At 62.3% G+C, this 17,021-nt stretch carries 12 protein-coding genes; 7 read left to right on the top strand and 5 right to left on the bottom strand.

The genetic code is table 11. The features are described from left to right. The first annotated feature begins 70 nt into the window (after positions 1-70). The 6 genes from mutS (at position 71) to VFI82_14650 (ending at position 8,368) form a co-directional block, all read left to right on the top strand. Positions 71-2,740, top strand: coding sequence for a DNA mismatch repair protein MutS (gene mutS, locus VFI82_14675; GenBank protein ID HET7185928.1), 2,670 nt, complete (start codon positions 71-73; stop codon positions 2,738-2,740). Between the two features lie 31 nt (positions 2,741-2,771). Further along, entirely contained in the window at positions 2,772-3,881 is a 1,110-nt protein-coding gene (nagZ, locus tag VFI82_14670) for a beta-N-acetylhexosaminidase (GenBank protein HET7185927.1), read from the top strand. Positions 3,882-4,001: 120 nt separating this feature from the next. After that, positions 4,002-5,144, top strand: coding sequence for an anhydro-N-acetylmuramic acid kinase (locus VFI82_14665; protein ID HET7185926.1), 1,143 nt, complete (start codon positions 4,002-4,004; stop codon positions 5,142-5,144). Between the two features lie 101 nt (positions 5,145-5,245). After that, entirely contained in the window at positions 5,246-6,763 is a 1,518-nt protein-coding gene (locus VFI82_14660) for an ABC transporter substrate-binding protein (protein HET7185925.1), read from the top strand. A 71-nt stretch (positions 6,764-6,834) separates the two neighbouring features. Continuing rightward, positions 6,835-7,647 carry a TIGR00282 family metallophosphoesterase gene (locus VFI82_14655; protein HET7185924.1) on the top strand — a complete coding sequence of 271 codons (813 nt, stop codon included), beginning with the start codon at positions 6,835-6,837 and terminating at the stop codon, positions 7,645-7,647. Positions 7,648-7,663: 16 nt separating this feature from the next. Next, positions 7,664-8,368, top strand: a complete 705-nt coding sequence (locus VFI82_14650) for an HAD family hydrolase (GenBank protein ID HET7185923.1) — start codon at positions 7,664-7,666, stop codon at positions 8,366-8,368. A gap of 4 nt (positions 8,369-8,372) precedes the next feature. On the opposite strand, the gene VFI82_14645 is transcribed toward VFI82_14650, so the two are convergent. The 3 genes from VFI82_14645 to VFI82_14635 all read right to left on the bottom strand — a co-directional run bounded on the left by VFI82_14645 (position 8,373) and on the right by VFI82_14635 (position 12,481). Next, the gene (locus VFI82_14645; GenBank protein ID HET7185922.1) at positions 8,373-9,536 is read right to left on the bottom strand and encodes a thioredoxin domain-containing protein; all 1,164 of its coding nucleotides are present in this window, start codon (positions 9,534-9,536) and stop codon (positions 8,373-8,375) included. A 105-nt stretch (positions 9,537-9,641) separates the two neighbouring features. Beyond that, a complete protein-coding gene (locus VFI82_14640) occupies positions 9,642-11,282 on the bottom strand; it encodes an NAD+ synthase (GenBank protein ID HET7185921.1) in 1,641 nt (546 codons plus the stop codon). A 62-nt stretch (positions 11,283-11,344) separates the two neighbouring features. Next, complete coding sequence (locus VFI82_14635) at positions 11,345-12,481, bottom strand: citrate synthase (protein ID HET7185920.1); 1,137 nt, start codon at positions 12,479-12,481, stop codon at positions 11,345-11,347. A gap of 270 nt (positions 12,482-12,751) precedes the next feature. Here VFI82_14635 and VFI82_14630 point away from each other — a divergent pair, with 270 nt between their 5' ends. Further along, positions 12,752-14,878 (top strand): S46 family peptidase, encoded by a 2,127-nt coding sequence (locus VFI82_14630; GenBank protein HET7185919.1) that lies wholly within the window; start codon positions 12,752-12,754, stop codon positions 14,876-14,878. A 100-nt stretch (positions 14,879-14,978) separates the two neighbouring features. Here VFI82_14630 and VFI82_14625 read toward each other — a convergent pair whose 3' ends face one another. Both VFI82_14625 and VFI82_14620 read right to left on the bottom strand, forming a co-directional pair. Beyond that, a complete protein-coding gene (locus VFI82_14625; protein ID HET7185918.1) occupies positions 14,979-15,821 on the bottom strand; it encodes an amidohydrolase family protein in 843 nt (280 codons plus the stop codon). Continuing rightward, on the bottom strand, positions 15,818-16,843 hold the full coding sequence (locus VFI82_14620) for a xanthine dehydrogenase family protein subunit M (GenBank protein ID HET7185917.1): 1,026 nt from the start codon (positions 16,841-16,843) through the stop codon (positions 15,818-15,820). The genes VFI82_14625 and VFI82_14620 overlap by 4 nt, the downstream gene beginning before the upstream one ends. Positions 16,844-17,021 lie beyond the last annotated feature (178 nt).

The raw sequence follows: 17,021 nt of genomic DNA, 5'->3' as shown, positions 1-17,021 counted from the left end.
ACGCAAAATTCTTACCCGGGCGTAGCGATGCCGCCGCAGCTTGTTATAATCCGCGCAAGTTCCGCCGCCGATGGACGAATTCTCCACCTCGAAGCCCGTGGCCGACGCCGCGCCTGCCACCCCATTGATGCGCCAGTACACCGCCATCAAGCGCGAGCATCCTAACGCGCTTCTCTTCTTTCGCCTCGGCGATTTCTACGAACTTTTTTTCGAGGACGCGGTCGTCGCTGCCCGCGAGCTCCAGATCACGCTCACTTCGCGCAACAAGGAGAAGGGCGTCGCCGTCCCCATGTGCGGCGTTCCCTATCACGCCGCCGAGGGCTACATCTCCAAGCTGATCAAGAAGGGTTACAAGGTCGCCATCTGCGACCAGGTCGAAGACCCGCGGCTCGCCGGGAAGCTTGTCAAGCGCGCCGTCACCCGCGTGGTCACCCCCGGCACCGCTGCCGATTCCTCGCTGGGCTCCGAGGAAAACAATTTTCTTGCCGCGGTTGCGCGTGTCCCTGGCGGCGCCGCTCGTCAGGCAGTCGCCGGTTTTGCCGTCCTCGATCTTTCCACCGGCGAGTTTCGCGCCACCGAGTTCACCGGCGACACCGCCGAACGCCGCGTCCTGGAAGAGTTGGAACAGCTGCGCCCGCGCGAAGTCCTGTTCGGTTCTTCCCTGCCCCTGTTTGAACTCAGCCATGGAGCGCGCTCGCCCTCGAGCGCGGGCTGGACCGAAACCCCGCTCGACGACTGGGTCTTCTCCCCGGATTACGCCCTCCCCCTGGTGGAAAATCATTTTGGCGTTCTCTCGCTCGAAGGCTTCGGTCTTGCTGGCCGTCCGGCGGCAGGGGCGGCCGCCGGCGCCATCCTTCATTACGTCCGCAGCACGCAGCGCGGGTCGCTCGATCACGTCGACCGCATCGGCTTCTATGAACGCCAGGACTGCCTCGTGCTCGACGCCGTCACGGTCCGCAATCTCGAGCTGGTCGAGCCGCTGTTCTCCGGCTCCGGCGACGCCGTCACATTGTTTCGTGCCATCGATCACAGCCTGACGCCCATGGGCAAGCGCCTGCTCCGCGCCTGCATGTTGCGCCCGTCCATCGCCGCCGGGGAAATCAACCAGCGCCTGGACGCGGTCGAGGAACAGGTGCGCGCCACCGTCGAACGCGAGGAGTTGCGCCGAGCCCTTGAGGGCGTCTTCGACATCGAGCGTCTCCTCAGCCGCATTACTTTGGAGACGGCGAATCCCCGCGACCTGCTGGCGCTGGCCGCGTCCCTGGCTCGGCTGCCGGGAATTCGCCAAGCCCTGGGGCGCTTCCGCAGCCAGCGCCTCGTCTCCTTGCTCGCTTCTCTGGACGATCTCGCTGACCTGCGCGCCCGCATTGAGAGCACGCTGGTCGAAGAACCGCCTTTGACCCTGGCGGATGGCGGTGTCATCCGCGCCGCCATCGATTCCGAACTCGACGAGCTGCGCACCCTCAGCCGCAACAGCAAGCAGTTCCTGGCGCAAATCGAGGAACGCGAGCGCCAGCGCACCGGCATCGCCTCGCTGAAAGTGAAATTCAATTCCGTTTTCGGCTATTACCTCGAGATCAGCAAGGCCAATCTCCACCTCGCGCCCTCCGATTACGAGCGCAAGCAGACCCTGGTCAATGCCGAGCGCTTCACCACCCCCGAGCTCAAGCAGTACGAAGCCAGGATCCTCGATGCGCAGGAGAAAATAGTCGACATCGAGCGCCGCCTCTTTGCCGAACTGCGCGCCGCCATCGCCGGTGAAGCGAAGCGGATCCGCCAAACCGCGCTCGCGGTCGCGCAGGTCGATGTGCTGGCCGGACTCGCGCACCTCGCCGCCGCCAGCGATTATTGCCGCCCGCAATTCGTGGACAGCGGTGAAATCGAAGTTCGCCAGGGACGTCATCCCGTGGTCGAGCGCCCCGAGCTCACCGGCAGCGCCGACCGATTCGTTCCCAACGATCTCTACTTGAATTCCACCAGCGACACCATCCTCGTACTCACCGGCCCCAACATGGGCGGCAAGTCGACTTATCTTCGCCAGGCCGCCCTCATCGTGATCCTCGCCCAGATGGGTTCGTTCGTTCCGGCGCGTTCGGCCCGGCTCAGCGTGGTCGACCGCATCTTCACCCGCATCGGCGCCAGCGACAATCTTGCCCGCGGACGATCCACCTTCATGGTGGAGATGACCGAGACCGCCGCCATCCTCAACACCGCCACGCCCAGTTCCCTCATCCTCCTCGATGAGGTCGGCCGCGGCACCGCCACCTACGACGGCCTCGCCATCGCCTGGGCCGCTATCGAGTACATCCACGCCCGCACTCGCGCCCGGACGCTGTTCGCCACCCACTATCATGAGCTCACCGAACTTGCCGATCGGCTTTCCGGCGTTAAGAACTACCACGTCGCGGTGAAGGAGAATGCCGGCGGCATCGTCTTCCTGCGCAAGGTCGAGCCCGGCGCCGCCGATCGCAGTTACGGCATCGAGGTCGCCAAGCTGGCCGGCCTGCCCCCCGAGGTCATCGCCCGCGCCCGTGAAGTTCTCACCGAGCACGAATCCGCCGAGCATCGCCTCACCAGCGAACTGGCCTCCGACGAACTCCATCCCGGCTCGGTGCAGCTCACCATGTTCACGCCCCTGTCGCAAAAAATCGTCGACCAGTTGCGCGACGCCGATCTCGACCACCTCACCCCGCTGCAAGCACTCAACCTGCTGCACGCGCTGCAGCAGCAGCTCAAGTAATTGAAACCGATACTTTAGTTAAGCTATGTAAATGTCCAAATTCAAATCTACTTCCGACCTGATCAAACAAGTGGGGCAGATCCTCGTCATGGGCTTTGATGGCACCGAAGCCTCGACTCGCCTGCGCTCCATGATCTCCAGCTTGCAGCCCGGCGGCATCATCCTCTTCAAGCGCAACATCACCGCCGCGCGCCAGACCTGGGACCTTCTCCGCGAAACTCAGAAGTGCATCGTCACCCCCGCCTTCCTCTGCGTCGACATGGAAGGCGGCACCGTCGATCGCCTGAAAGATCTCATCGCTCCCGCGCCTTCCGTTGCCGACATCGCCGCCAGCAACAACAAAAAACTTTTCCGTCTCCATGGACGCGTGCTCGGCGATGAATGCCGCCTGCTCGGCTTCAACGTCGATTTTGCCCCGGTGCTGGACCTGGGCTTGGAACCGTCGCGAAAAGTACTGACCTCGCGCACCGCTTCCGACGATCCCAAGAAAATTGCCGCTTACGCCCGCGAGGTCCTTCACGGCCTTAAGGACGCGCGCGTCCTCGGCTGCGGCAAGCATTTTCCCGGCCTCGGCTCCGCCAACCTGGACACTCACAAGTCGCTGCCGCTTATCAAGACCCCCGCCTCACAACTGCTGGTGGATCACCTTTATCCCTATCGCGAATTGCACCGGCAACTGCCGTTCGTGATGGTCGCGCATGCTGCCTATCCCGCCATTACCAAGGACAAAACCCCGGCCAGCCTCTCGCGCAAATGGATTTCCGACATCCTGCGCAAGCGCATCGGCTATCGCGGGCTTGTCTTATGCGACGATCTGGAAATGGGCGGGGTGCTGGCCGCGGCGTCGGTGGAAGAGGCCGCTGTCGAAACTCTCAGGGCGGGCTCTGACATTTTCATGGTCTGCCACAATGAGGAAATGGTCTGGCGCTCTTACGAAGCGGTTCTGACCACTGCCGAGCGCGATCGCAAATTTGCCTCTATGGTCGCCGAGAAGGCGCGGCGCGTGCTTTCATTCAAGAAGCGCGCCCCCGAACTGAAACGCCACGCCCCGCCGCCGACCGGCGAAACCGTCGACCGCCTGCGCCGCGAAATCTGGGAACTCAGCGAAGAAGGTCGCCTGGTGCAGACCGCCAATGCGTGACCCATAAACACCGGCGTCACCGGAAATGGTGCACCGCGAAAATTTCGAATTTCAAATTGCAAATTACAAGCACGTGCCCCATTCTCATCTTAAGTCTTCAATCTGCATGGGAGCGCACCCGTGATTGTTGCCGGCGTGATGAGCGGCACCTCGGCCGATGGCATTGACGTTGCCATCGTGCGCGTCCTCGGCCGCGGCTTTCGCACCCGCTTCGAACTTCTTCATCACTCCACGTTTCCCTTCGCACAGCGCGTGCGCCGTTCCGTCCTGGATTTCATGAACGCGCAGGAGGCCAGTGTCGCCGACCTCTCGCGGCTCAATTTCCTGCTCGGCGGCCTCTACGCCCGCGCCGTCACTGCCGCCGCCAAGCGCGCCCGCATCTCTCTCGATCTGGTCGGCTGCCACGGTCAGACCATCTATCACCAGGGCACGCCCCGCGCCTATCTCGGCGCCAGCGTAGCCTCCACCTGGCAGATCGGCGAAGGCGCGGTGATTGCCGCACGCACGGGCGTTCCCGTGGTCAGCGACTTTCGTCCGGCCGACATGGCCGCCGGCGGCACCGGCGCTCCCCTCGTTCCCTTCCTTGACTACATCGCCTATCGCCATCGCCGTCGCGTGCGCATCGTGCAGAACATCGGAGGCATCGCCAATCTCACCGCCATTCCTGCCAAGGCAACGCCCGAGCAGGTCATTGCTTTCGATACTGGCCCCGGCAACATGGTCATCGACGCCGTTACCGAAAAACTCTTCAACAAGCCTTTCGACCGCGACGGCCGCATTGCGGCGCGGGGCCGCGTCCTCGACGTCGTTCTATCGGAATTTCTGCATCAGCCGTTCTTCCGCCGCCGTCCGCCCAAGACCGCCGGCCGCGAGGAGTTTGGCCGCGAGTTCGTAGCCGACTTCCTCCGCCGCTGCCGCCGTGCCGCCAAGGAAGATATCGTCGCCACCGCCACCGCCCTTACCGCCTGCTCCATCGCGGACGCGGTGCGCACTTTCGTGGCCCCGGCCTCGGCGAAGAAATTTCGAGAGATGATCGTCTCCGGCGGCGGCGCCAACAACAAAACCATGCTCTCCATGCTCGGCGCGGAACTTCCCGGCGTGAAGCTGCGTGCCTCGGACGAATTCGGCTTGCCGGCTGAAGCCAAGGAGGCGGTCGCCTTTGCCGTCCTCGCCTACCAGACCTGGCGGCGCCTGCCGTCGAATATTCCTTCCGCCACCGGCGCCAATCATCCCTCCGTGCTCGGCAAAATTTCCTACCCCTAGCCGCGGCGGTCAGCCATGCCGCTAATATTGAGGCGTGGCAATCGGCTACCATCAATGACGTGAATTCGCTCCGTTAACCTGAAACTTTGAAACTTGAAACTTTGAAACTTCTCGGCTCCGTCATCGCTGTCCTCTGTGGTTTAGGACTTCTCGGCTGTTCGAAGAAGCCCGAAGCCAATACCCTGGTCATGATCATCGAGAGCAGCCCCACCAATCTCGATCCCCGGGTTGGAATTGACGCTTACTCGGAGCGCATTGACGAGCTGCTCTTCGACGCCCTGGTCCACCGCGACGAGCACTTCAACCTGCAGCCGTGGCTGGCCACCAGTTGGGACATTCCCGACCCGCTGACCTACGTCTTCCACCTGCGCTCCGGCGTGCGCTTCCACGACGGACGCCCGCTCACCGCGCGCGACGTCAAGTGGACCTTCGACTCCATCATGAACCGCACCATGCGCACGGTGAAGACCGGCACCTACCGCTTCGTCGACCACGTGGACGCGCCCGACGACACCACCGTCGTCTTCCATCTGAAAGAACCCTGGGCCTCGCTGCTGTGGAACGTTGCCAACGACGCCATCGGCATCGTGCCTTTCGGCAGTGGCGGCGATTTTTATCGCAACCCGGTCGGCTCCGGGCCCTTCCGCCTGGTCAGCAATCAGCAGGACCGCGAAGTCGTTCTCGAGCGCAACGATCAGTACTGGCGCGAGCGGCCGCGCATTCCACGCGTCCGCATGATCGTCGTGCCTGACACCACCACGCGCGCGCTGGAACTGCGAAAGGGCAGCGCCGACGTTGCCCTCAACGCGCTCACCGCCGACATGGTGCTCGCCCTCCGCAAAGATCCCCGCCTGGAAGTCCAGCAGACGCCCGGCACCGTGCTCAACTACGTCGCGCTCAATCTCCGCGATCCGATCTTGCGCGACCCGCGCGTGCGCCAGGCGCTCGCCTATGCCCTTGACCGTCGCCCGCTGATTCATTATCTGTGGCGCGATGAGGCACGCCCCGCCTACACCATCCTTCCGCCGCAGTCGTGGGCCTTCACGGCCGACCTTCCCGCTTACGACTTCAACCCGCAGCGTGCCCGCGATCTTCTGGACGCCGCCGGCTACCCGGCCAGGAACGGCACGCGCTTTCACTTAACCATGAAGACCTCCACCGAGGAGAACTCTCGCCTTTTGGCTGCAGTTCTGCAGCAGCAGTGGCGCGCCGTCGGCGTCGAACTTGATATCAAGACCTTTGAGTTCGCCACCTTTTTCTCCGACGTGCAAAAGGGAGCATTCCAGCTCTATCCCCTGCGCTGGATCGGCGGCAACAACGACCCCGACATGTTCCAGTACGCCTTCCATTCCGCCTTCACCCCGCCTGCCGGCGCCAATCGCAGCTACTACGCCAATCCTGAAGTCGATCGCCTGATTGACCTGGCGCGCCGCGAACTCGACCCGCAAAAGCGCAAGCAGATGTACCTGCGCGTCCAGCAATTGCTCGCCGAGGACCTCCCCTACCTCAACCTCTGGTACCTCGACAACGTAGTCGTGCATTCCCGCCGGACGGCAAATTTCCAGATCAGTCCCGCCGGCAATTACGACTTCCTCACCACGGTCGAGCTCAAGCCTTGATTTTGTCGACTATCGACCGTCGGCCGTCGACGGTTGCCTCCGTGTTACCATCCAACGTTTAGAATTCGACCGTGCGCATCCTCTTTATCGGCGACATTTTCGGCAAGCCCGGACGCGTCAGCGTCAAGGAGCACCTGCCCGCCTTCGTCAAGCAGCGGCCGGTTGATCTGGTCATCGCCAACGCCGAAAACGCCGCCGGCGGATTCGGCCTCACGCCGCCCATCATCGACGAGCTTTTCGATCTCAACATCGCCGTGCTCACCACCGGCAATCATGTCTGGGACAAGCGCGAGATCATCGACTACTTCCATTCGGCCAACGGCAATCCTCACAGTCCGGCGCGCCGCGTGCTTCGGCCCGCCAACTATCCCCAGGGAACGCCCGGCATCGGCATGTACGAAGGAACCGTGGGCGATATTCCCTACGCCGTCATCAATCTCCAGGGCCGGGTTTTCCTGCCCCAAAATGACGATCCCTTCCGCCTGGCTGACGCGCTCATCGCAAAGACCAAGGCCAAGGTCATCCTCGTCGACATCCACGCCGAAGCAACCTCGGAAAAGGTCGCCATGGGCTGGTATCTTGACGGCCGCGTGACCGCGGTTCTCGGCACCCACACCCACATTCCCACCGCCGATACCCGCATTCTGCCCAACGGCACCGCTTATCAGACGGACGTGGGCATGACTGGTCCTTATGACAGCGTGATTGGCGTGCAGAAAGAACTGGTGATCCACCGTTTTCTCACCAACATGCCCGCTCGCTGGGAGGCGGCGCATGGCGACGTTCATTTCTGCGGCGTGTATGTGGAGTGCGACCAGCACACCGGCCGCGCTACCGCCGTCGAGCGCATCATGATTCCCGGCCGCCAGGGTGCGAGCCTGTAAGGCCGCCCAGGATTGAATGGAAACATCGCGCGCCGCCGCATCTCCGTTCCGCTGGTGGGAAGCAGACGCCTACCTGTTCGACATTGACGGCACCCTGCTGAACTCGCGCGACGGCGTCCACTACCACGCCTTCCGCAACGCGCTGCGCGCCCTGTTCGGCATCGAGGGCACGATCGATGGCGTGCCCGTCCATGGCAATACCGACCTCGGCATCCTGCGCGCTGTGCTCGCGCGTGCCGGGGTTTTCGGCGAGGAGTTCGAGCGCAAGCTGCCCGACCTGGCACGCTCCATGTGCGATGAGGTCCGCCGCAACGCCGCCGGCATTCAAGTTGAACTCTGCCCTTCCGTCCGCGAACTACTGGAGTCCCTGCGCCAGAGAGAAAAACTGTTAGCCGTAGTTTCCGGCAACCTGGAGCCGATTGGCTGGACGAAGCTGGAAGCCGCCGGGCTGCGGCATTATTTCGACTTCGGATCTTTCAGCGATCAACTGGAATTGCGCGAGGACATCTTTCGTCACGGCATCAGCGAAGCCCGCCGCCGGCTCGGCGCTGCTGCCCGCGTCTGCATCGTCGGCGACACTCCCTCTGACATTGCCGCCGCGCGCGCGGTGCAGGCGCCCATCGTAGCCGTCGCTACGGGAATTTTTCCCCGCGACCAGCTTGTGGCGCTCCATCCCGACCTGTGCGTGAACTGTTGCACCGATTTGCTGAACGGCACATGACGCGCTACTTCGGTTGCTTCGCCATGAAGTCCACCAGCCGCTTCAACTGCTCGTACGACAACGAGCCTAGATTATTAATGCGACGGCCATTGACGTAGAGCGTCGGCGTTCCGGTCACGTCCACTTCCTTGCCCAGCGCCATCGACTGCTTGATGCGCTGCTCGGTCGCGGCTTGATTGGCGCAGGCCGCCACCTTCTGCCCATCCACTCCCGCGCCGGCAGCCAATTGCGTCAGCTTTCCTTCCGCCTTGGTGCCCGCGTCGTCGGTGTTGTTCGTCTCCGTCGTAATCTGCTCCTGCGCGGCATACACTGCATCCACATATTTCCAGAACGCCGCTGGATTTTCCCGGTGCACGCAGTCGCCGTACTCCGCCGCCTTCATCGCCCAATGATGGGCCATGGTCAGCGGAAATTGCTGAAAGACAAACCTGGCGTTGGGCTCATCCGCGATCAGCTTCTGGATCTCGGGCAAGGCCGCTTTGCATGCCGGACATTGCAGGTCGGCAAACTCCACTATCGTCACCGGCGCATTCGCCGGACCGCGCGACGGTCCGTTGATTCCCTTGAGCAGCTTGGCGCGATTGGCGGCGAATGGGTTGGCGCCGAATGGAATCACTTCGCCCATCAAGGCGTGCTTTCCGTCCGCGGTCACCATGAACGCCGCCGCGCCGCGTCCCTGCGGCGTGTTCATCAACACCGTGACCTGTGTCAAGTCCGACACCGCCCGCGGCTTGATCTCGCTGATCGTCCACGTTACCGCCGGGTTGGGTCCTCCGGTCATCTGCCGCACGAAGCTGTTGATCGCCGCATCGGACGGCCGTTCTCCCTCGCCCGGAAACGCCACCATGTTGCCGGCGACCGCTTGTTTCTGTCCCCGCAGAACGTACAGCTTGCGCTCGCCATTGTTCTTCGCCGACTTCATGTTCACGTCGATTTCTGCGATGCCGGCTGCATCCGAAGGCTTGATGTTGGCGACAGTCCAGGAAACGTCCTGCTCAAAGCCGAACATCTGGCGCAGGAACGTATCCACAATCGCCTTGGACGGCAGTGCTGTGGCGGCTGTCTTTTGCGCTCCACCCGGCGTGGTCGGTTTCGGTTTTGCCGGCTCCTGTGCCGGCACGATTACGGCGAGCCCCACCAGGCTCGCTATTGCAACAAAACGGCGCATGCGGTCCTTTCGAATCGAGGTACCAAGGATCTCGCGGTGTTGGAGGGTTCACAGCTCCCCTGCAATCGACCAACATCCGAAACCTTGGAAACCTCGCAAACCACTTTAATAATCTGCCTTTGCGGCAATCGGAAAACGTCGGCCCACTCCGAACGCTTTTTCGGAAATTTTTAATCCCGGCGCCGCCTGCTGGCGCTTGTATTCCGAGCGCTCCACCATGCGGATGACGTTGCGCACCAGGTGGAGGTCGTAACCGCGCTCCTCGGCAATCTGCTCCGCGCTCTTGTAATCCTCGATGTAATCCTCCAGCACCGTATCCAGAACATCGTAATCCGGCAGCGAGTCGCTGTCTTTCTGGTTGGGGCGCAGCTCCGCCGAAGGCGGCTTCTCCAGCGTGGAGCGCGGAATCACCGGCTTGCGCGAATTCACGTAGTGCGCCAGCCGATAGACCATGGTCTTGGGCACGTCGGAAATCACCGCCAGACCGCCGACCATGTCGCCGTACAAAGTGCAGTACCCCACCGCCAACTCCGACTTGTTCCCGGTGCTCAGCACCATGGAGGAGAACTTGTTGGATAATGCCATCAACAGCGCGCCGCGGATGCGCGCCTGAATATTCTCTTCCGTCACGTCCTCTTCCCTCGCCGCGAACACCGGCTTCAACGCCTTCAGGTAAGTATCGAACATTTCAGTGATGCGGATCAGCTCGAAGCGAATCGCCAGGTTCCCGGCGAGCGCGCGGGCATCGTCAATGCTGCCGCGTGAAGAGTATGGTCCTGGCATACCGACGCCGGTGACGTTCTGGTTGCCGAGCGCGTCGGCGGCGATGGCCGCGGTCAGCGCCGAATCGATCCCGCCGCTCAGACCCACCAGCACGCGATGGAAGCCGCACTTGCGCACGTAGTCGCGTGTACCCAGCACCAGCGCCGCATAGACGCTGCCCTCCAGGCCTTCGACCTGCGGATGCACGTCGCCGGCGAGATTCTCGGTATCGAAGAAAATCAGGTCTTCCTCGAAAGACTTTGCCTGCGCCACCACGCGGCCATCGGGCGCAATCACCACGCTGGAACCGTCGAACACCAGGCTGTCATTGCCGCCCACCTGGTTGACCATGGCCACCGGGGCCCCATATTCCTTCGCCAGCGCTGCCAGCATGTTCTGCCGCAGTTCGCGCTTGCCGGCATAGAACGGCGACGCCGAGATGTTCAGCAGCAGGTTGCCGCCGCCGCGCATCAGTGCTTCCACCGGGTCGAAGCCATACAGCCGCCGGTTCCAGAAGCTTTTGTCGTTCCAGGCATCCTCGCAAACGGTGAGCGCGATCTTGCGCCCGCACAGAGGCAGCAACTCCTGCTTGGCGGCGGGCGCGAAGTTCCGCGATTCATCAAAAACGTCGTAAGTGGGCAGCAGCATCTTCGACTGCAGGAACGCCGCTTGCCCGTCCCGGGTCATGGCAGCGGAGTTCATCACCGACTTCCCGGTCTCGGCGTGGGCCGGGGTTACCAGTCCGCAGATCACGGCAATGCCGCGGGTCTCATCGGCTAATCGTTGCAGCATCTCCTGGTTGCGGTTGACGAAGCTGGGGTTCTCCACCAGGTCGCGCGGCGGGTAGCCGCAGATGGAAAGTTCGGGAAACATGGCGACAGTTGCACCCGCCGCCAGCGCGCGCCGCGAGAACTCTACGATCTTGCCGCAATTTCCGCTGAAATCGCCGATGGTGGTATTGATCTGCCCGAGCGCAATCTTCACAGTTCAGCTCTTCGCTTTACCCCTTGGCTTGGAACAACTCGCGAATCCATCATAACGGTGATTCACCGGCGATCGATCGGCACGTAGTGCTGCGGGTAGGGCGGCCCGATGTAGTCGGCGCGCGGGCGGATCAGGCGGTTGTCGTTGAGCTGTTCCATGACGTGCGCCGTCCAGCCGCTGATGCGGGAAACCGCGAACACCGGCGTGAACAGGTCCACATCGATCCCGAGCGTGTGGTAGGTGGAGGCGGAATAGAAATCGACGTTCGCGTTCAGCTTCTTCTCCCCCTTCAGGTATTTTTCGATCTTGTCGGAATACTGCCACCACTTGGCCTGGCCGCTGGATTCTCCCAGTTCGCGCGACATCTGCCGCAAGTGCGTCGCTCGCGGGTCTTCGGTGTGATAGACGCGATGGCCGAAGCCGGGAATTTTCTTCTTCTGCGCCAGCATTCCCTTGATGTGCTCCACCGGGTCGGCGCCGGCCTTGTCGAGTTCCGTCAGGATCTTGAAAACGGCCTCGTTGGCGCCGCCGTGCAGCGGTCCTTTCAACGCGCCGATGCCGGAGGTGATGGCGGAATGCATGTCGGAGAGCGTCGCGGCGGTCACGCGGGCGGCGAAGGTGGAGGCGTTGAGCTCGTGATCGGCATGGAGAATCAGGGCGATGTCGAGCGCGCGCTCGGCGGTTTTCGAGGGCGGCTCGCCGTTCAACATCAACAGGAAATTTGCGGCGTGCGAGAGCGAGCGGTCCGGTTCGGCGATGGGACGTCCCTTGCGCACCCGGTCGTAGGCAGCCACGATCATGGCCAGTTGCGATGTCAGGCGCACCGATTTGTGCAGGTTCGCCTCCGGCGTGTTCAGCTTGTCCTCGGGATCGTAGAACGCGAGCGCCGACACGGCGGTGCGCAGCACATCCATCGGCAACGCCTGGCGCGGCGCCTGGCGGATCAAGTTGACGATAGCAGGGTCCAGTTTTCTCTCGTCGGCCAGGTTGCGCTTCAAATCGCGCAGCTCTCCGGCGGACGGCAGCTTGCCGAACCAGAGCAGGAAGCAGGTTTCTTCAAACGTGGAATTGTCGGCAAGTTCGTGGATATCAATGCCGCGATAGGCCAGGATGCCACGGTCGCCATCGATGTAGCAGATGCTGGAAACAGCCGCAACCACGCCTTCCAAACCCTTGGGCGTAAGAGTGCTCGTGGACATAAAATCCTCGCAATCCTATTGATGCGGGTTGAGACGCAGGTGACGCAGGGCCCGGCGATGTCGAATGGGTGAGACTCGTTAACATACCGCAAACATTCTCCAATTCCAAATCGGCCCGCCCGTGAGAGCAACGCCACCACCGCCGTTGTCGAGCGGTGAACGCCAGCGTATATTGAACAGTTTTGCTGCCGCAGGCGTACGCGGTATGCCGGCAGCCTTTTTTATGCCGTGAAACTCACCATTCATGCCGGATGGCATGGGAGACATACAATGTTCAAACGCGCAGTTCTGCTGATTCTTACCGCACTATTACTCGCCGGAGCGGCTACGGCCGACGAAGGCATGTGGCTTTTTAATGCATTCCCCGCGGCCCGGGTCAAAGCGAAATACGGCTTCGAACCCACCCAGGAATGGCTCGACCACGTCCGCCTGTCCTCAGTTCGTTTCAATAATGGAGGCTCGGGATCGTTCGTTTCCCCCACCGGCCTGACCTTCACCAACCACCACGTCGGCGCGGTGTGCGTGCAGCAGCTTTCCACCGGCGGCAAGGACTTCATGAAACAGGGCTTCTACGCCAAGACGCAGGCGGAGGAGGCCAGGTGCCCCGACCTGGAACTCAATGTCCTGCAAAGCATCGAGGATGTCACGGCACAGGTGCAGGACGCGGTGAAGGCAAACATGTCGGCGGCGGAGGCGGGCACGGCGCAGCGCTCCGCGATGTCGGCCATCGAAAGCGAATGCGCCAAGAGCACCGGGCTGCGTTGCGACGTGGTGACTCTCTACGCCGGCGGACTTTATAACCTGTATCGCTACAAAAAATACACCGACGTTCGACTGGTATTCGCACCCGAGTTTGACGCCGCATTTTTTGGCGGCGATGCCGATAACTTCGAGTACCCCCGCTACGATCTCGACATCACGTTTTTCCGCGTTTATGAGAACGATAAGCCGGCACAGCTCACCAATTACTTTAAGTGGTCGAAGGCCGGCGTCAGCGACGGCGAACTGATCTTTGTCTCCGGCAACCCGGGCTCGACCGGGCGGCTGTTGACCACCTCACAACTGGAGTTCCTGCGCGATACCAGCTATTCCTGGCGGCTGCAAAACCTGAAGGAATTGATCCAGGCTCTGAAGGCCTATTCCGGGCAATCTGCCGAAAATGCCCGCCGCGCGCAGGAAGATATTTTCGGGATGGAAAATTCGCTGAAAGCGATCACCGGCTACCGGTCCGGCCTGCTCGATCAGAAGTTAATGGCAACCAAACAGCAGGCGGAAAATAAGCTGAAGCAGGATGTGGCGGGCGATGCCAAGAAGAAGCAGCAGTTCGGCGATCCATGGGCGGACACCGCGCGGGCGGAGGCAACGTACAAGCAAATTTTCCTGCCGCTGACCTACGTGGAGCGGCGCGCCGGCTTCCGCGGCGACTTGCCCGGCTTCGCGCGCATCCTGGTGCGGGCCGCCGTCGAAAAGCAAAAGCCCAGTGGCCAGCGGCTGCGTGAATACCGCGAGTCGGCGCTCGCGTCGCTGGAGCAGCAATTGTTTTCCACGGCTCCCATCTACAAGGATGAGGAGACCGTGCTGCTGACCGAATCGCTGCGCCAGATGCAGCGCGACTTGAAAAGCGATACCGTGGTGGCACAGGTTCTCAATGGCCAGGACCCTGCCCAGGTGGCGAAGACCCTCATCGAAGGCAGCAAACTGGACGACGTGGCGGTCCGCAAGCAGTTGTACGAAGGCGGGCAGGCAGCAGTGACTGCCAGCACCGATCCCCTGATCATCCTCATGCGCAATATCGACCCGGAAGCCCGCAAATACCGCACCCAGTACGACGATGAAGTCGAGTCGGTGGAACGGCGCAGCGGCGCCACGCTGTCCAAGATCCGCTTCGCGGAACTGGGGACGAATTTCTACCCCGATGCTACCTTCACGCTTCGCCTCAGCTATGGCGCGGTGAAGGGTTACACCGAGGACGGGCGCGGCAGTGTCGTTCCCGCGGGAACCAAGCTGCCGTATTTCACGAATTTCGCGGGTGCCTTCGAGCACGCCGCCAAGCACAACAACCAGCCGCCCTATAAACTGCCGGCCAGCTGGATGCAGAACAAGTCGAAAATCAACCTCCAAACGCCGCTGAATGCGATTGAGACCGCCGACATCATCGGCGGCAACTCCGGCAGCCCGGTGGTCAACAAGGCGGGCGACGTGGTGGGCATCATCTTCGACGGAAACATCCAGTCGCTTCCCTGGAACTTCCAGTACGAAGACGGGATTGGCCGCTCGCTGCACGTGGATTCGCGCGGCATCCTGGAAGCACTCCGCCACATCTATGGCGCAACCCGAGTGGCCGATGAATTGGAGGGAAAGACGGCGGCAGCAAGCGCCGGCGCTGCCAAAAAATAAGAAATAAGAATCGGCGGTAGTGAGTCGTTGGCGTTGGATCCTTGGTGTTCGCGCAACAGTCAGGTTGCGAACGACCAATGAACAATGACCAACGACTTTCTTATTCCGCCCAGACGGTGAGCGCGGTCTTCCCGAGAATCTGCTCGCGGACTTCGGGTCGCAGCGGCAGCGTTTTGAAGTCATCAAGGTTGCGCTTCATGTCGGGCACGCCGGGTCCGGGCCAGTCGGTGCCAAAGAGGGTCTTGGATGCGATCTCCTCCAGGCGCGGAAAATACTTCAACAGAGTTTTCGGCGGGATGCCGCTAATATCCAGATAGACGTTGGGATGGCGGCGAACCAGGAAAAATGCGGTGTCCATCCACAGCGGGCGGCCCCCGTGCGCCAGCAGGATCTTCAACTGGGGGAAGTCAACCGCGACATCGTCGACGTAAATGGGATCGCCGAACTTGTTGCGCGCTCCGGGAAAAATTGACGTGCCGGTATGAAACATGACCGGGATGCCGTTGGCTTCGGCGGCGCGGTAGAGGATTTCCAGTTCCTTGACGCCGCGCAGGTAATCGTTGGGATAAAGCAGCTGGTGCGGAGGATGGATCTTGATCAGCCGGATGCCGAGCCGCAGCAATTGCTCGACATCGGCCATGAAATTGTTGGAATGGCGCGGATGCAATGAGCCGCACGGGATCAGCCGCCGCCGGTCTTCTTTCACGTAATTGGCGACAAATTCGTTGACCGCGCCGGTGAACCCAATCACCTCCGGCGCCACGTAGTTGATCAGCACCACGCGATCGATGCCCGCCTTGTCCATGTGATGGAGAAAGGCGCGCGGCGAGCGGCAGAACTCTTCGATCTGGGGGAACTCCGGGCGCTTGGCCTTCATCAGGCGCAGCGCTTCCGGCTTGAGCAGCTCGAGGGGCTGAATGTGGATGTGGCAGTCGGTAATCATTGACGATCGGCGGCAGCGTCCATCAGCGCGCGCTTGGTGAACACGCGAATCATCTCCCGCCGATACTCCGGCGTCAATGCCGAGGTCGTCAGCGGCTTGGCCGTGCGCGCCGCCAGTTCCCCGACATGCGACGCCAACTCTTCGTCCACTTCCCTGCCCGCCAGTGCCTCGCTTGCGCCCTTCACCACCAGCGGCGCCGGATTGACCGCGGTGATGGCAACCTTGGCCTCGGTGACGTGGCCATTGCTGCGCTTCAGCGCCACCGCGATACCGGCCAGGGGGTAGTCAATAGAGCCGCGAATGCGCAGCTTCCGATAGACGCCCCGCCAGCCCGAAGTCCGCGCCGGCAGCAGCACGCGCGTGAGCAGCTCGTTTTTCTCCAGCTGCATGCGCGCGTCGCCGACGTTGGTGTAGAACTCGCTGAGCGCAACCCGGCGCGTCCCACGCGGCCCCGCAATTTCGATTTCAGCTTCCAGGCAAAGCAGCGCCGGCGGCGTGTCCCCGGAAAACGCCGCCCAGCATTTGGTTCCGCCGGGCGCGACGTGGCAGAGGTCGCCGTCCTGATGTGCGGGGTCCCCGGCCAGCCCCGCCGGCCGGGGTGCCTTGATGCAGAAGCCGCACGATTTCCGCCACGCCAGTGACTGGTTGTACCAGAGACAGCGCGTGTCGAGGCAGATGTTCCCGCCGATCGTGCCCATGTTGCGCAGCAGCGGCGAGGCCACCGTCTTGGCCGCCTCGTGCAGCACGCGATAATTGCGCGCAACCTCCGGCGAGCGCTCGATCGCGGTCAGCGTTGTGAGCGCGCCGATCTCCAGGCCACCATCGCGAGAGCGAATGCCGCGCAGCTCGCCGATGCCACGGATGTCCACCAGGAAACGCGGCGCGAACAAGTGCTGCCGCATGGAGGGGATCAGGTCGGTGCCGCCGGCAACAATCTGCGCATGGGCCGCATGCTGCGCCAGTTGCTCGATGGCTTCAGCGAGAGTGCGCGGGCGAAGCAACTGGAAGTCGGGAAGCGCCATCTAGTCGTCGCCTCCATTTTCTGCCACCGGATGCGCCGTACGCGACGGGTCGGCGGCATGTCTCTCCGGGCCCTTGCCCTTGAACCAAAGCGCGCCGCCGTGTTCGGGAAATGTGGCTGGGGCGGTGGGGTCAACGTCGCGCGTCATGTTCAACTTCTTTTCGCCGTTTTTCGCGCGC

It is taken from the genome of Terriglobales bacterium, assembly GCA_035691485.1.
In the GTDB taxonomy this organism is placed as follows: domain Bacteria; phylum Acidobacteriota; class Terriglobia; order Terriglobales; family Acidobacteriaceae; genus JAIQGF01.
Note: the sequence above shows the minus strand (reverse complement) of the source record. Positions and strands in the feature narration are given on the sequence as shown.

Excerpts from the sequence above, each read along its gene's own strand:
- VFI82_14630 (HET7185919.1), top strand. The coding sequence starts at position 12,752 with ATGTTCAAACGCGCAGTTCTGCTGATTCTTACCGCACTATTACTCGCC.
- VFI82_14645 (HET7185922.1), bottom strand. The coding sequence starts at position 9,536 with ATGCGCCGTTTTGTTGCAATAGCGAGCCTGGTGGGGCTCGCCGTAATC.
- VFI82_14625 (HET7185918.1), bottom strand. The coding sequence starts at position 15,821 with ATGATTACCGACTGCCACATCCACATTCAGCCCCTCGAGCTGCTCAAG.
- nagZ (HET7185927.1), top strand. The coding sequence starts at position 2,772 with ATGTCCAAATTCAAATCTACTTCCGACCTGATCAAACAAGTGGGGCAG.
- VFI82_14620 (HET7185917.1), bottom strand. The coding sequence starts at position 16,843 with ATGGCGCTTCCCGACTTCCAGTTGCTTCGCCCGCGCACTCTCGCTGAA.
- VFI82_14650 (HET7185923.1), top strand. The coding sequence starts at position 7,664 with ATGGAAACATCGCGCGCCGCCGCATCTCCGTTCCGCTGGTGGGAAGCA.
- VFI82_14635 (HET7185920.1), bottom strand. The coding sequence starts at position 12,481 with ATGTCCACGAGCACTCTTACGCCCAAGGGTTTGGAAGGCGTGGTTGCG.
- mutS (HET7185928.1), top strand. The coding sequence starts at position 71 with ATGGACGAATTCTCCACCTCGAAGCCCGTGGCCGACGCCGCGCCTGCC.